This is a genomic window from Candidatus Dependentiae bacterium (genome assembly GCA_018266175.1).
In the GTDB taxonomy this organism is placed as follows: domain Bacteria; phylum Babelota; class Babeliae; order Babelales; family RVW-14; genus JAFEAY01.
On sequence record JAFEAY010000003.1, the window covers coordinates 256,024 to 269,485 of the forward strand.

The 13,462-nt window shown below is 39.0% G+C and carries 11 protein-coding genes; 7 read left to right on the forward strand and 4 right to left on the reverse strand.

The window, feature by feature from the left end; genetic code table 11:
* Positions 1–2: 2 nt before the first annotated feature.
* Together JST56_01115 and JST56_01120 are read right to left on the reverse strand one after the other, a co-directional pair.
* Positions 3–845: a hypothetical protein gene (locus JST56_01115; protein MBS1987575.1), complete on the reverse strand. Its 843-nt coding sequence runs from the start codon at positions 843–845 to the stop codon at positions 3–5.
* A 102-nt stretch (positions 846–947) separates the two neighbouring features.
* Positions 948–1,133: a hypothetical protein gene (locus JST56_01120; protein ID MBS1987576.1), complete on the reverse strand. Its 186-nt coding sequence runs from the start codon at positions 1,131–1,133 to the stop codon at positions 948–950.
* Between the two features lie 260 nt (positions 1,134–1,393).
* Here JST56_01120 and JST56_01125 point away from each other — a divergent pair, with 260 nt between their 5' ends.
* On the forward strand, positions 1,394–2,419 hold the full coding sequence (locus JST56_01125) for an ankyrin repeat domain-containing protein (GenBank protein ID MBS1987577.1): 1,026 nt from the start codon (positions 1,394–1,396) through the stop codon (positions 2,417–2,419).
* Positions 2,420–2,546: 127 nt separating this feature from the next.
* Here the strand turns inward: JST56_01125 and JST56_01130 are convergent, their stop codons facing one another.
* Positions 2,547–3,311 (reverse strand): hypothetical protein, encoded by a 765-nt coding sequence (locus tag JST56_01130; GenBank protein ID MBS1987578.1) that lies wholly within the window; start codon positions 3,309–3,311, stop codon positions 2,547–2,549.
* A gap of 194 nt (positions 3,312–3,505) precedes the next feature.
* Here JST56_01130 and dnaE point away from each other — a divergent pair, with 194 nt between their 5' ends.
* The 3 genes from dnaE to JST56_01145 all read left to right on the forward strand — a co-directional run bounded on the left by dnaE (position 3,506) and on the right by JST56_01145 (position 9,807).
* Positions 3,506–6,955: a DNA polymerase III subunit alpha gene (gene dnaE, locus JST56_01135; protein ID MBS1987579.1), complete on the forward strand. Its 3,450-nt coding sequence runs from the start codon at positions 3,506–3,508 to the stop codon at positions 6,953–6,955.
* A 102-nt stretch (positions 6,956–7,057) separates the two neighbouring features.
* Complete coding sequence (locus tag JST56_01140; protein MBS1987580.1) at positions 7,058–8,164, forward strand: hypothetical protein; 1,107 nt, start codon at positions 7,058–7,060, stop codon at positions 8,162–8,164.
* A 95-nt stretch (positions 8,165–8,259) separates the two neighbouring features.
* Positions 8,260–9,807, forward strand: a complete 1,548-nt coding sequence (locus JST56_01145; GenBank protein MBS1987581.1) for an ATP-binding protein — start codon at positions 8,260–8,262, stop codon at positions 9,805–9,807.
* 10 nt (positions 9,808–9,817) lie between these two features.
* On the opposite strand, the gene JST56_01150 is transcribed toward JST56_01145, so the two are convergent.
* On the reverse strand, positions 9,818–10,375 hold the full coding sequence (locus JST56_01150) for a hypothetical protein (protein MBS1987582.1): 558 nt from the start codon (positions 10,373–10,375) through the stop codon (positions 9,818–9,820).
* A gap of 212 nt (positions 10,376–10,587) precedes the next feature.
* Between JST56_01150 and JST56_01155 the strand changes: the two genes are divergently transcribed.
* From JST56_01155 to JST56_01165, 3 genes are read left to right on the forward strand one after another with little or no spacing between them, the layout of a single operon-like run.
* Positions 10,588–12,120, forward strand: coding sequence for an acyl-CoA carboxylase subunit beta (locus JST56_01155; GenBank protein MBS1987583.1), 1,533 nt, complete (start codon positions 10,588–10,590; stop codon positions 12,118–12,120).
* Positions 12,121–12,145: 25 nt separating this feature from the next.
* Positions 12,146–12,802 carry a GNAT family N-acetyltransferase gene (locus JST56_01160; protein ID MBS1987584.1) on the forward strand — a complete coding sequence of 219 codons (657 nt, stop codon included), beginning with the start codon at positions 12,146–12,148 and terminating at the stop codon, positions 12,800–12,802.
* Between the two features lie 13 nt (positions 12,803–12,815).
* The gene (locus JST56_01165; protein MBS1987585.1) at positions 12,816–13,427 is read left to right on the forward strand and encodes a hypothetical protein; all 612 of its coding nucleotides are present in this window, start codon (positions 12,816–12,818) and stop codon (positions 13,425–13,427) included.
* The last annotated feature ends 35 nt before the right edge of the window (positions 13,428–13,462 follow it).

Sequence of the window (13,462 nt, forward strand, 5' to 3'; positions counted from 1 at the left end):
ATTTATAAAATTGAGCACCATGGATTTACACTATTTTTATTACTCGGCTCAACAACTCGTTCTTTATTAACAAGGCAGTTTTGATGCTCAACTTTTAATGTCCAAAATTTTACGTATGATCCGTATTCTGCAAGCGTATTACCTACATCATGCACATAGATGCACTGGTCATACCATCCCCACTTTGAACGCACTTCGTTCTCTGAATTCATTATTCCAACATGCCTGATGTCATAAAAAATTTTTGTATTTGAAGCAGAAGAAATTTTATCTTGAGGCCCCTCATAATAAAGAATCAAGTCTCCAGCTTGAGGCGTATCTGTCTCTACCATAAATTCATTAATAAATTTTTTTATCAGCTCAAACTCGAGATCGTGAAAACTCTCTTCAATACTATCAATACCGGACCAACGACCTTCATGTTTTAATTGTATTGTTATTTTTTCGAATAAGTCTGGATATGACTCTTGCAAAAAGAAATTGGCGTAAAAAAAGCAACAACCTTCTCTTTTTTCGCGTTTAGATGCATAAACAAACGGTTTAATATATTTGTTAAGAGCTCGCAAAAAATCTTGACTGTTATCACAATATTTTGCGCATTCATTATTGTATTCATTTGACAATTCTATTCGTTTTAATCGATTAGACATCACATAATATCCTGAAAAATCTTTTTTCAGTTCTTGATTATGAGATGCACATTGACTCATCAAATTTTTATCATGCATGATATTTGCACTATGCAAATGCTGTTCAAATTCAGACAACTGCATTGCAGAAATAGAGCAACCAGTCATCTGGAATCCAACGGTTAACAACATAAATTTTAAAAATCGATTATTCATAATAACCCCCACAGGTCCGTTATATTTTTTTACATGACAAAAATTCACTATGCCCAACTTTGAGTAGCTGGTAGCGAATAATAAAAATAAATTGAAATAGGTTTAGATAGTGAGCTGAGCTTGCCGTATAACACGTAAACGATTTTGTTTACGCAATTCGGGGTTGCTTCGCTTAAATGATTGCTTTGAAATACAAAGAATAGAATTCGTTTGGCTGTACGCAGCACAAAGCTGTAAGCCCCACTGACTTACAAACGCTATCGTGAATATGCGCATACAAGAATCCATACATCCTCCATCCATTTTCACCCTGGAAATCAGGTGAAAATGAGATTTATTGCATTATCAAGACTATTTTAATATTTCCAGATTATCATTAATAAGTAATTTTATCAAAAGGGTATTACATATCTGAATTAATCACAAGGGTGGCACTACGGGGCTGCCACATAATCCCTTTTGACTAATTGAATTTAATGTGATACCATTGATTAATTGATAAATCAAATTTGCATTTTCTTTTGATAGAATTCTAAAGAGGAATTATTATGAATATTCGTTTTTTATTGCTGGCGCTTTTTGCGTCTATAATACAGCCTATCTTTGAACCTATTTTTGCTATGAAGCGCTCTCTTGAAGAAAACTCAGACATAAATTCAGGCGAACAACCAAAACGTCAACGAACTAGTTGTGATAGCACCGGAATTTTTATGCCTTACACAACCACGACATCAAGCTCTTCTGAAAATAGCCTGCAAGAGTGTCCAGTTTGTGAAGAAGAAACTGAATTAATACAATTGCACGGCGAGCACACTCCCTCATGCCGGTCTTGTTTACAAATTCTTCTCGCTGACAAGTACATGCAACGGGGCATAACGCCATTCAATCAAACACGCTGCCCTGAATCGAGTTGTACAGAATTAATTACGCGCAATGAACTTAAAATAATTATTAACGATGAAGCTCTGCTTGCTCAATATCTTGAAATATATGACAAACAACCTGAAGTTATTGAAGCTCTTTGCGAACAAGATACAAAAATGCTCAGAGAAATTAATGCAAAACAATGTCCTCAATGCAAAATTTTTATTCAAAAAAATGCAGGCTGCATTCACGTAGATTGTAGCTACTGTGGATTTAAATTTTGCTGGATCTGTTTGCATGACTATCAAATATCAGGTTGCAGAGCAGATCGATGTCTTAACAATTCCCAAACGAGTCTTATAACTGCAGCTCGTTCAGGGGATGAAGTATTAGTCAATGACCTTCTCCAACAAGGATTTGATCCTAATTTAGTTGATAGACACTCTATGACACCCCTTCATTATGCAGCTCAACGAGGCCACATACGGATTGTCCAATTACTTATTGCATTAAGAGATAGCGATAACAGGCAAATTGTTGATATCAATCAAGTCAACCTTAATGGCTATACAGCTCGAGAATTAGCTTTACGGAACAATCACAGAGAAATAGCTGAATTACTGCCAACAAGTAGCTCCTTTAGATATTATTTACTTCTACATATAATATCTGCTCTAGCTGGAGCTTCATTTACTTATTTTTTCATATAATTAAATGCCCAAAGAGGCTCCAGTAAGAACACAGCTTGCCGCTAACTGGCATATAACGGTCATGCAGACCGCATGCAAATATTACTTAATTTTCATGCACAATCAAGAATTAAATTTGACAATCTTATCAATGCTCTCGATCATTCGACAACTTGCTCCTATAATAATAGTCACACTTGCCTTGAATATAAGAAAAAATATTAAAAACCTGACCAGCCTGTTCGTTGCTGTCATTATAAAGGTAAAGACCTGTGATAAATTTATCGCCTAAAGTTATAACCCGATTGTTCTTCTGATACTCCTTAGTTGACCAAGAAGTGCACTTTTCAGAGACTTTCACAAAAGGGTTTGCCTTCTCAACCGCTCTTTTAAGCCGGCTCAAGCGAACCCAAGCAAAAGCATTTTTTTCTAAAAATACATCTTGAACATTTCTTTTCTCAAGACGACGGAATACTCTTCTGAAATGAGAAGCTTTAACATAGGGAACTTGAACAAAAAAAATAGCCGGCTTTCTATTTCGATACACGATAAACTCATCATGAAAAAGTCTTTTGAAATAGGCTATTCCAGCAGGCTCGTTCTTTTCAGGATTAGGATCTCGTTCTTTCGGCTTTAAAAAAACACCCATGGTCTCTTCAAATCCTTCACGGGCAGCAGTATCTTCAAGAGTTTTATCCTTACCCTTGTCATAACCGCCACCAAAATTTGACCACGTCATAGTCCAGCTATCTTGGCCTAAAAAAACATAGGCCCTTCCATTTTTTAAGGTATACGGAATTATTCCAGAACCACCCACGCCAGCCCCATTCACATTCCCTACACAACCTGCAAACAAAAGAAACAATAAAAAAACTCTCTCTGTAGAAAAAACAACACTCACTAAATCAAGCATTTTTCTTACCCTTTTTATTTCATATGACTGATTGGATCAATAATATACTGACCTTCTGATCTGGTAAACAAAAGACTTTAATTGAGCAAAAGCTTTTTGCTTGTCTTATTTTTTCAATACCAAGAAACTCAAAAATGGAGTAGACTAGCGCACGAACCTGTTTGACTCCTCTAACTAGACTATTTGAAAGTATCATGAGTAAACACTTTACCCACCTCCATATCCACACTGAGTTTTCACTCCTTGATGGCGCAATTCGCATTCCAGACCTTGTCACACTTGCAAAAGAGCAGCAATGGAAAGCGGTTGGCATCTCTGACCACGGGAACATTTTTGGTGCGGTAAAGTTCTTTCAAACTGCTAAAAAAGAAGGCGTTAAACCCATTCTTGGTACCGAGCTCTACCTGACCTCAGACGTACGGATCAAAGATCCCAAAGAAAAGTACTATCACATTATTTTGATTGTCCAGAATAAAGCTGGATACAAAAATTTATGCCGCCTCATGGCTTTTGCCTACCAAGAGGGCTACTATTTCAAGCCACGTGTTGATTATGCCATTTTGCAAAAGTATTCAGAAGGACTCATTGTCTCGACTGCATGCGTTGGTGGACACATCCCAACCCTTCTGCGTCATGGCGAAATAGAACAAGCTCAGATGCGAACCGAGTGGTTTTTGAACACCTTTGGTCCAGACCGCTTCTTTTACGAGCTTGCACCGGCAGACTTTGATAAACAGGTGGTTACCAATAAATTATTGCTTGATTACGGCCAGCAATGGGGCGTTAAATCAATTGCCACAAGCGACGCGCATTACCTGCATAAACAAGATCATGAAGCGCATGAAGTGCTTTTGTCGGTACAAACCAAAGATCAACTTTCCAACCCTGACCGCTTTTCGTTTGGGGACTGCCGCGTTTATGTTCGAACAGAAGAAGAGATGCGTGCCGCTTTTTCGGGGCAAGATGACTTAATCTATAACACCGGATTTATTGCCGACCAATGCGACTTTGCCTTTGAATTTGATAAATTATTTTTCCCTCAGTTTCCAGTCCCTGAAGTTCACACTCAAGAAACGTATTTTGAAAAATTGTGTTGGGACGGTCTTGCTCAAATCAAGCAGGATGACCTTATTCCTCGCGAGCAATACGATGCCTATGATGCACGGCTCAAGCTTGAAATTGATCTGATTATCAAAATGGGATACGTCGGTTACTTCTTGGTTGTGGGTGATTTTATTCAGTGGGCTAAACGTCAAGCTATTCCTGTTGGCCCTGGCCGAGGATCGGCAGCCGGCGCGCTGGTTGCTTGGGCATTACAAATTACCAACGTCGACCCTCTCAGGTACAATTTACTTTTTGAACGATTTTTAAACCCTGAACGTGTGTCGATGCCCGATATCGATATCGATTTTTGTATCGAACGACGTGAAGACGTCATCAACTACGTTAAAGATAAATATGGACACGATTGCGTCTGCCAAATCATCACCTTTGGTACCATGATGGCAAAAGGTGTTATCAAAGACGTAGCACGTGTTTTAGGCTTCCCATTTCAAGACGCAAACGCGATTACCGATCTGATTCCCGAGCAGCTGAAAATTACGCTTGAAGAAAGCATTGAACAAGAACCACGATTAAAAGAACTCATCGACAGCAACCCAAAGGTTAAAAAACTTTTCGATATCTGCTTTAAGCTTGAAGGGCTGACCCGCCACGCATCAAAGCATGCTGCAGGCGTGGTTATCTCACCTGAATCATTAGCAGAAACGTTGCCACTCTATATCCCTTCAAAAACAACCGACCTTGTTGCGCAATACGCAATGACGGAACTTGAAGCAATCGGTTTTTTGAAGATGGATTTTTTGGGGCTTAAAAACTTAACCGTTATCGACAAAGCACTTAAAGCTATTAAGAAAAATCACAACATCGACATCAACCTAGACAAGCTACCACTTGATGATGTCAAGACGCTCGCACTACTGTGCCGAGGCGAAACAAATTCGATTTTCCAATTTGAATCTGATGGGATTAAAGAGGTGTTACGCAAGCTTCAACCTGATAAGTTTGAAGATTTAATTGCGGTTAACGCACTCTACCGACCAGGACCACTTGGCGCCGGAATGGTTGATGATTACATCGAACGACGTCACGGGCGACAAAAAGTTGTCTACCTCTTCCCAGAATTAGAACCAGTTTTATCAGAAACCTATGGCGTTATTGTCTACCAAGAACAGGTGATGAAGATTGCGTCGGTTATTGCAGGCTACTCACTGGGATCTGCAGATATTTTACGCCGTGCAATGGGTAAGAAAAAAGCTGATGTGATGGCAGAACAAAAAGCACTTTTTGTTGATGGTGCAAAAAATTGCAACTTTGATACGCGCAAAGCGGGCGAGCTCTTTGACATTATGGCTCACTTTGCGGGATACGGCTTTAATAAATCACACTCAACAGCGTATGCGCTCATCGCCTATCACACTGCTTATTTAAAAGCTCATTACCCGAATGAATTTATGGCTGCTTCGGTAAGTTATGAAACCAGTAACCCTGACCAACTCACTCACTACTTACAAGAAATTACCGATATGGGGCTCACACTGACCCCTCCAAACATTAATGAGTCCGAAGTAGATTTCACCGCTCAACCCAATGGCATTCTCTTTGGTTTAAAGGGAATTAAAAACGTCGGGCTTGCAGCGCTTGAAAATATCATTCTTGAACGAAGCAAAAAACCGTTTCTTGACCTGCTTGATTTTTGCAAACGAGTAGATTTACGTACCGTTAACAAGCGCGTTATCGAAAGCTTAGTCTGCGCTGGGGCGCTTGATGTACTACCCGGAAATCGTGCTCAAAAAATGGCAGAGCATGAAAAGATTATGAATATTGCCAACGAACACAAAGAAGCAACTAAAACTGGACAGATGGGACTTTTTGGAATGACCGCACCGACAGAACATGGATCACGAGAACCTGAAGCTTATTCATTTGCACCACTTGCTGAATGGCCTGAACGAGAAAAATTAGAAAAAGAAAAAGAGGTTGCCGGCTTTTATGTCAGCTCTCATCCACTCAAAAGTTATCCACTGGTTAAATACCTAGATGTCCAAACATTTTTGGGCTGTCTTGATTTAATCAAAGAGGTAAACTCGCTCAAAGAACCTTTTGTAACGTGTGTTGGATTAATGCAAAACCATAAGATCATTAATACCAAAAAAGGGGACCGAATGGCTTTTGCGCAATTCGAAGACTTGTCTGGCCACGCTGAAATTATTATTTTCCCAACACTGTTTAAAAAAGTTGAAACACTTCTGTCCGGCTACACCGTATTTATCGTTAAAGGCTCAATTGATATTACTTCGTCGCAAAAATGTAAAATTAAGGCGAACGATTTGATCCCAGTGGACCTGATATCAAGTGACCCGACGCTTATTAAAAGTATGACGCTCGACCTTTCATCCAGCATCAATGATGAAGCGCTGCAGCATCTAAAAGCTGCGCTTCCTGCAGGTAGAGCAGACTTGCGCATCACCTTTCAAGAGAATAATCAAAAATTAACACTTTATGCTCAACAGAAAGTTGATTGCTCTGATGAGGCACTAAACCTGATTAAAGATTATGCCTGCGGCATTAAAATTGGTATTTGATTACAAAATTCACTCAATATTTTATTTCCTTTCATTGCACCCTTCACGTCTATTAGTCTTTTAAAGTAGTTTCTAGGCTTCGTAAAATAAAAGAAATAATTGATGAGACAATTAAAAAAAATTTTTATTCTTTCATTGTTTTTAGTCAATACTTTTTCAACCTGCTTCCCTGTTGCCCCACCACAACCCTTTAACTTCACCCAAAATAAAAATTGGTGCTGGATGACCGCAGCGCTTCAATGTTTTTATAGAATCGAATCTTTTAGAGAAATAGTAAAAAAAATAGTAGCTCAAAACATACCTCCAAACGACCCGATGTATGAACCCTGGATTTTTTTCTCAAGACTTGATGCTGTCTTCTCCCAAGTAGAAAAAAACAGATGTGATTTAACTTCATTTTATGATTTTGTTTTTAAAAAGAAACACCCTGAACATGAAATCATCATGCAAAAAAAATTTCTACAAAACTATCTTGATAAATGGGAAGCCAGAAAATTGGAAGATGCTCTGAAAAATAAAGTTGCGCTCGATGCTTACATGCAAAAAATAACACTTGATCTTGAGCCAGATGAGCTACTCGAAATAAATCATTATTCAAACCTTAAACAACTCATTATCAGCAGCTCATATAATGAACTTACATCAAAATATGGAGAACAAGGTGAGCCTTTTAAATTTATTGTCTTTGTCTATGCCGCATTAAGGGCTTTTCTTAATCTTCAACCACAAGAACAATTAATTCGCTTGATATCTTCTGATTTTGAAAACTCTATGCCACAAAACTCATCAAGCATTCATGAACTGATTGCAAGAAAAACGCCTCGCACAATCATGATTGTCCATCATGATGGAATACTTAATGAAATCATGCACGTAAATAATACAACATTTGAACTTGTTGGTATCTGTATGCACCTACCTGGCCACTACATAGCGCTGGTGAAATATGAAAAGCAGTGGATTAAACTTGACTCGTGTGGAGGCCTTGCTGGAGAAAAAAAGGGAGAAAATCTCACTCAAGTTTTATCCAATTTTGGCAAACAAAACACTTTTCCAAAACAATATTTCTATCAAAAAAAGCCCGAGCAAGCACTAACAAAAAAAATCACCAAGCTTAAAAAAAAGCTTCAGGTTCTTTCAACAAAACTTAAGGATCTCTCTCAAGCCCTTACAAACCTACGAAACACGTTAAGCGCTAAGTCAACATAATGTTGAAATGCATTTATTTTGAGTCGTTTTTTATGCTTGTGCTATACTCGAAGACATGAGCCAAAGATATTTTTCTTCTTTTATGAGAAAACGCCATGAAACATTTACCAATTGGTCTTCAAACATTCAGAGAGTTAATTCTCAAAAATTATGTTTATGTCGATAAAACTGACATTATTCACCAGCTCATTACCAAGGGTAAAGTCTATTTTTTGGCACGCCCGCGTCGCTTTGGCAAGTCGCTTCTTATTTCAACACTTGAATCGATTTTTCAAGGAAAGCAGGAGCTTTTTCAAGAGCTTGCGCTCTCTAAACTTAATTATGACTGGGCCATTCGACCGGTTATTCGAATAGATTTCTCAGGAATTAATCGCGATACACCTGAAATTTTTCTCATAAGCCTGCGTAAATATTTAATTGAAAAAGCTGAAAATTTTAATATAAAACTTGATCTTAATGATCAACCAAGTGACATGTTCAGGTCATTTGTAACAAATCTCTATAAACACAATGGTCCAGTTGTCCTGCTCGTTGATGAATACGACAAACCTATTCTTGACCACCTCAAAAACCCTAAATTTGCAGAAGAGATGCGCCTTCACCTTCGAAGTTTTTATGATGTCTTTAAATATTTAGATGAATATTTACACTTTGTTTTTATTACTGGCGTGAGTAAGTTTACCCAAACAAGTATTTTTTCCGGGCTTAACAACCTGAAGGACCTCAGTGTAACCGAACAAGCTGCAACGCTGTGTGGCTACACAAAGGCTGAAATTGAAACCAATTTTCAACCTCACTTAGCAGCATTCGCGACCAAGCTTGGTAAAACAATTCCTGAAATCATTGAAATCTTAGAAAAATGGTATGACGGCTACAGCTTTGAGTGGGGTTGTGAAAAAATATTTAACCCATTTTCAGTACTCAATGCTCTGCAAGATAAAAAACTTGCTAACTATTGGGTAACTACAGGAACTCCAAATTTTTTAGCAACCATGTTTAAAAATCAAAATCCGGTACCACAAATTGATGTAACCTTACGCATCAAAAGCGACGATCTTGTGATTGTTAATTTGGATAAGCTCCCCTTTATTCCTGTACTTGTTCAAACAGGGTACCTTACCATTACTGGAGAAAATCGAACAGGCTATAGCCTTGATTTTCCAAATTATGAAGTAGCAAGCAGCTACGCACTCTGGAGTCTTGCAGGAACTTTCAATCAAGAATCAATGAATATTCGTTCACTTGGAGGTGTTTTACTGACACTTCTTGAGCAAAAAGACTTTGACAGCTTTTTTCAACATCTCATCCCTATGTTTGCTTCGATCCCCTACGATATTCACGTTGAAGATAAAGAAAAATATTATCAAAGTATTATCTACCTCCTGTCTCTATTGGTTGGCATCGATATGGGCGTTGAACTGAGCACCAATATTGGTCGTATTGATGCGGTCATAAAAACCGATGATTCAATTGTTATCTTTGAATACAAACTTCGTGGTACCGCACAAGAGGCACTTGACCAAATTAAAGACAAAAAATATTACGAACGCTTTTTGAACAGCGGCAAAAAGATTATTCTTGTTGGAGTTGAGTTTAGTATGCAAGAACGAAATATCGTTAAGTGGCTTGTTAATAAACCATAAGCTTTATGTTTCAGTCTAATATTAGACGCAACTGGTCAACACACTCATTGCCAAGTCTTGGCAAAACCACTTCAAGTTGCTGCGCAAGCCAATTACGCGTATGCACCTCTTCGTGTGCAGCAACATCTTCAACAATATTTTTAATTGCGCTAATAAATTGGTGCCCTTGTGCAACTTTTTTCTCTACCAAAAGAACGAAATCATTGATGCGCACAGAAAATCGCTCTGGCCATTCCAATAAAGTATAATATCGTATTAAATGCGAAAGAACTTCAACATCATGAGGATTCATGGTGTACAGATGTTCACAAATGCCTGCAGCATCAACCCACTGTTTTTCTTTGTGATACAAAAAAGCAGCTTGGCGGTATTTTTCAAGCGCAGCTTTATCGTCTAGAGACCACAAAATGTCTCCCTCTAGTTGCAATGCATAGGCCTTGCGTTCAAACGAATGCGCAAGTAATCGATATACATTTAAAGCTTTTTCTCGCTCTCGCCGTGTAATGAGTTCAGCCAACTTGAACCATGCAATACTTGCATTCCCTTGGTTAGATCCCTGCTTCATCATCACCCTTTTCTGTTGAGATGAATCAATCCCTTCTGCCTTTTTTTACTCCAGCAGATTTGCTCCTCGCTCTGCTGACTCTATTCAGCGCATTGAAATGGCCTTTCCCTCATGTTATACTCCTGGAAAAATATGTAAACAATCGCTCTGCCATCTTTTTGAACTGAACGATTTTTTATAACTTAAACAAGAGCCCAACTGCGAGCATTAAAAAAATGAGTTCTTCAAACCTTGAAAAATGGAAGCTTATTGCACACCAAGCAACTGGCACTGATGGAAGCACAAAACATGAGCGACAACATGCTGCAGGTAAGAAAACTGCGCGTCAACGAATAACAGAAATTCTTGATACGCAAAGCTTTGAAGAAATCGATCAACTTGCACGCTCCTCCTACCTAAAAAATGGCGATTACAGCGATGGCGTCATTGCAGGATTTGGGACGATTGCTGGATACAAAGTTGCTCTTTTTGCTCAAGACTTCACCTTTAAGGGCGGCTCACTTGGCAAGCGACATGCCGAAAAAATTTGTAAAATTATGGATTTGGCACTCAAAGTTGGTTGCCCCATTATTGGCATTCTTGATTCCGGTGGGGCACGGATTGACGAGGGCATTCATGCACTTGCCGGTTATGGCTCTGTTTTTATGCGCAACGTCAAAGCATCGGGCGTCATTCCCCAAATATCACTTATCCTTGGTCCATGTGCTGGTGGAGCGGTCTACTCACCTGCGCTTACCGACTTTATTTTCATGACCGAAAATATCAGTCAAATGTTCATTACGGGGCCACAGGTTGTTGCACAAGCACTTGGGCAATCAATCACCAAAGAAGAACTTGGTGGCGCGTATGTCCATGCAACACAATCAGGCGTTACACATATCGTCACACAAACTGAAGAAGAATGTTTTGAGCAACTCAAAGCACTCCTTTCCTACCTTCCGGCACACTACCGCACAACTGCTGCACGACCTGTAGGAGTAGAGCCTACTCTGAAAATTCCACTTGCATCACTTGTCCCTGAAAATACAAACCAAGCATATGACATCAAGCAAGTAGTTCAAGGTTTGGTTGATGGAGAAAGTTTTTTTGAAATTCAAGCACTCTTTGCACCAAACATTGTTATTGGTTTTGCACGCATGGATGGCATGTCCGTTGGGATTGTTGCAAACCAGCCATTCGTTAAAGCCGGTACGCTTGATATCGATGCATCATGCAAGGCAGCACGCTTTATTAATTTTTGTAACAGCTTTGGCATTCCTATTATTTCACTCGTTGATGTTCCTGGATTTTTGCCTGGTATTGATCAAGAACATAACGGCATCATTCGACATGGAGCAAAACTTCTGTATGCCTATGCCAATGCAACGGTCCCTAAAATTACCCTGATACTACGCAAAGCATTTGGTGGTGCTTATATCGTCATGGGAAGCAAGAAGCTAGGGGCAGATTTTAATATCGCATGGCCACAAGCTCAAATTGCCGTTCTTTCTGCCGCAACAGCAGTTTCTATTTTACATGGCAAACGCCTTGCTCAACTTGATGAAGAAACTAAAATCGCTAAAAAAACTGAGTTTGAAGAAACCTATGCAACTGAGTTTTTAAATCCTTTTATTGCAGCTGAACATGGGTATATTGATACAATTATTGAACCTAATGACACACGTAGTTGTATACTCAAAGCGTTATCATTTCTTGAAAGTAAAGTTGAACAGCTTCCCAAAAAGAAGTCTGGAAATATACCCTTATAAAGATTTTTATACATAAGGATGTCTTATGATTATATCGCTTTTGAGCCGCTTCCGCCAATGGATCAGTGCTCATCGTAAACACGCCCTGATCATTTCTTGTCTGAGCATAGCAGCTCTTGCTGGCGTGAGCATTTTCTATTCAAGCAAGCAGGTATGGTCCACTCGACTTACGCAACGACCTGAAACTGTTGTAGGCAAAATTGTTACACTACGCAAACTTAAAGAAGAATATTTTATTGATTACCATAACATGTTCTCGCAAACGGTACGCCGCGGGCTTGAATACCCTGATGAAATTACCCTAGACTATACCATTCGTCATCTGCGTTATGAAATGAAACGCGATGCAAGTAAAGAAATTTTACAGTACTGCATTTTTGACAACAAAGAAAATAAGTTGATTGGAGCACTTGAAATCCGCGAAAAAAATGACCGCGATCCTGGGCAATTTGGCTGTTGGGTTAATGAGCGCTACTGGGGTGGGGGACGTTTTCAAGAAGCCATCGGTTTAATTGCTCAAACATATTTTGCACTCACCAATGCACCCAGCTTTAATGCACATGTTCGCTTATGGAACAAGCGCAGCTATGCTGCACTCAAGCGGTTTGGCTTTAAAGATACCGGTTTTTATTATGAAAATGGCCTAGCAACTCGTTATCTTCTTGAATATCATCGACCATAGAAAGAAATTTATTATGAATAAGAATATTATAGTTACTCTCATAAAAACAGTATTTTTGGCACATGTACTTAGTTTTGTTGCACTGGATTTTACAAAACTTAAGAGTATGGATCTTGAGCCGCACAATCAAGAAGCTCAGCAGCTTTGTAATTTTTGTAATGCTTTACTCAGTGACCGAAACATCCAGGAAGCGGTTAACGCCGCAAGACTTACCTGCAACCATCAACTGCATCCTCAATGCCTTGAAGATATACTCTTAAAGGGCGACCTTGCATGCCCAACCTGCCAATCAGCAATTGAAATCACTGCTGAAATGCTTGCTCAAGCAGGGCTGACTCAAGAAGAACTTCTCACTAAACTTCGAGGGCTTCATGAAGATCATGAAGTACTTGCACTTGCATCTCAAAGATTATTCTCAGCATCTGGCCTACCATCGTTTTACTGCACGTTCGAACGACCAGGCAGACCGCTAAGGTTAGTCTCATTTCAAAATAGAATTCCTCAAAATCCAGTTCATCGTCAAAACTTACCTCAAATGTTTCCTATTCAAAACGAAAATGTTATTTTTTTCATACTCATTTTTGCCGTAATTTTTTCAACCTTCAGAAGTGCCTACTTAGCTTAAATACTCCGCAAGCTTACTCATTAATCACTTACCTG

Bases quoted from the DNA above. Each gene is read 5' to 3' on its own strand.
- JST56_01145 (MBS1987581.1), top strand. From the start codon at position 8,260: ATGAAACATTTACCAATTGGTCTTCAAACATTCAGAGAGTTAATTCTC.
- JST56_01155 (MBS1987583.1), top strand. From the start codon at position 10,588: ATGAGTTCTTCAAACCTTGAAAAATGGAAGCTTATTGCACACCAAGCA.
- JST56_01120 (MBS1987576.1), bottom strand. From the start codon at position 1,133: ATGGATTCTTGTATGCGCATATTCACGATAGCGTTTGTAAGTCAGTGG.
- JST56_01165 (MBS1987585.1), top strand. From the start codon at position 12,816: ATGAATAAGAATATTATAGTTACTCTCATAAAAACAGTATTTTTGGCA.
- JST56_01150 (MBS1987582.1), bottom strand. From the start codon at position 10,375: ATGATGAAGCAGGGATCTAACCAAGGGAATGCAAGTATTGCATGGTTC.
- JST56_01140 (MBS1987580.1), top strand. From the start codon at position 7,058: ATGAGACAATTAAAAAAAATTTTTATTCTTTCATTGTTTTTAGTCAAT.
- dnaE (MBS1987579.1), top strand. From the start codon at position 3,506: ATGAGTAAACACTTTACCCACCTCCATATCCACACTGAGTTTTCACTC.
- JST56_01125 (MBS1987577.1), top strand. From the start codon at position 1,394: ATGAATATTCGTTTTTTATTGCTGGCGCTTTTTGCGTCTATAATACAG.
- JST56_01160 (MBS1987584.1), top strand. From the start codon at position 12,146: ATGATTATATCGCTTTTGAGCCGCTTCCGCCAATGGATCAGTGCTCAT.
- JST56_01130 (MBS1987578.1), bottom strand. From the start codon at position 3,311: ATGCTTGATTTAGTGAGTGTTGTTTTTTCTACAGAGAGAGTTTTTTTA.
- JST56_01115 (MBS1987575.1), bottom strand. From the start codon at position 845: ATGAATAATCGATTTTTAAAATTTATGTTGTTAACCGTTGGATTCCAG.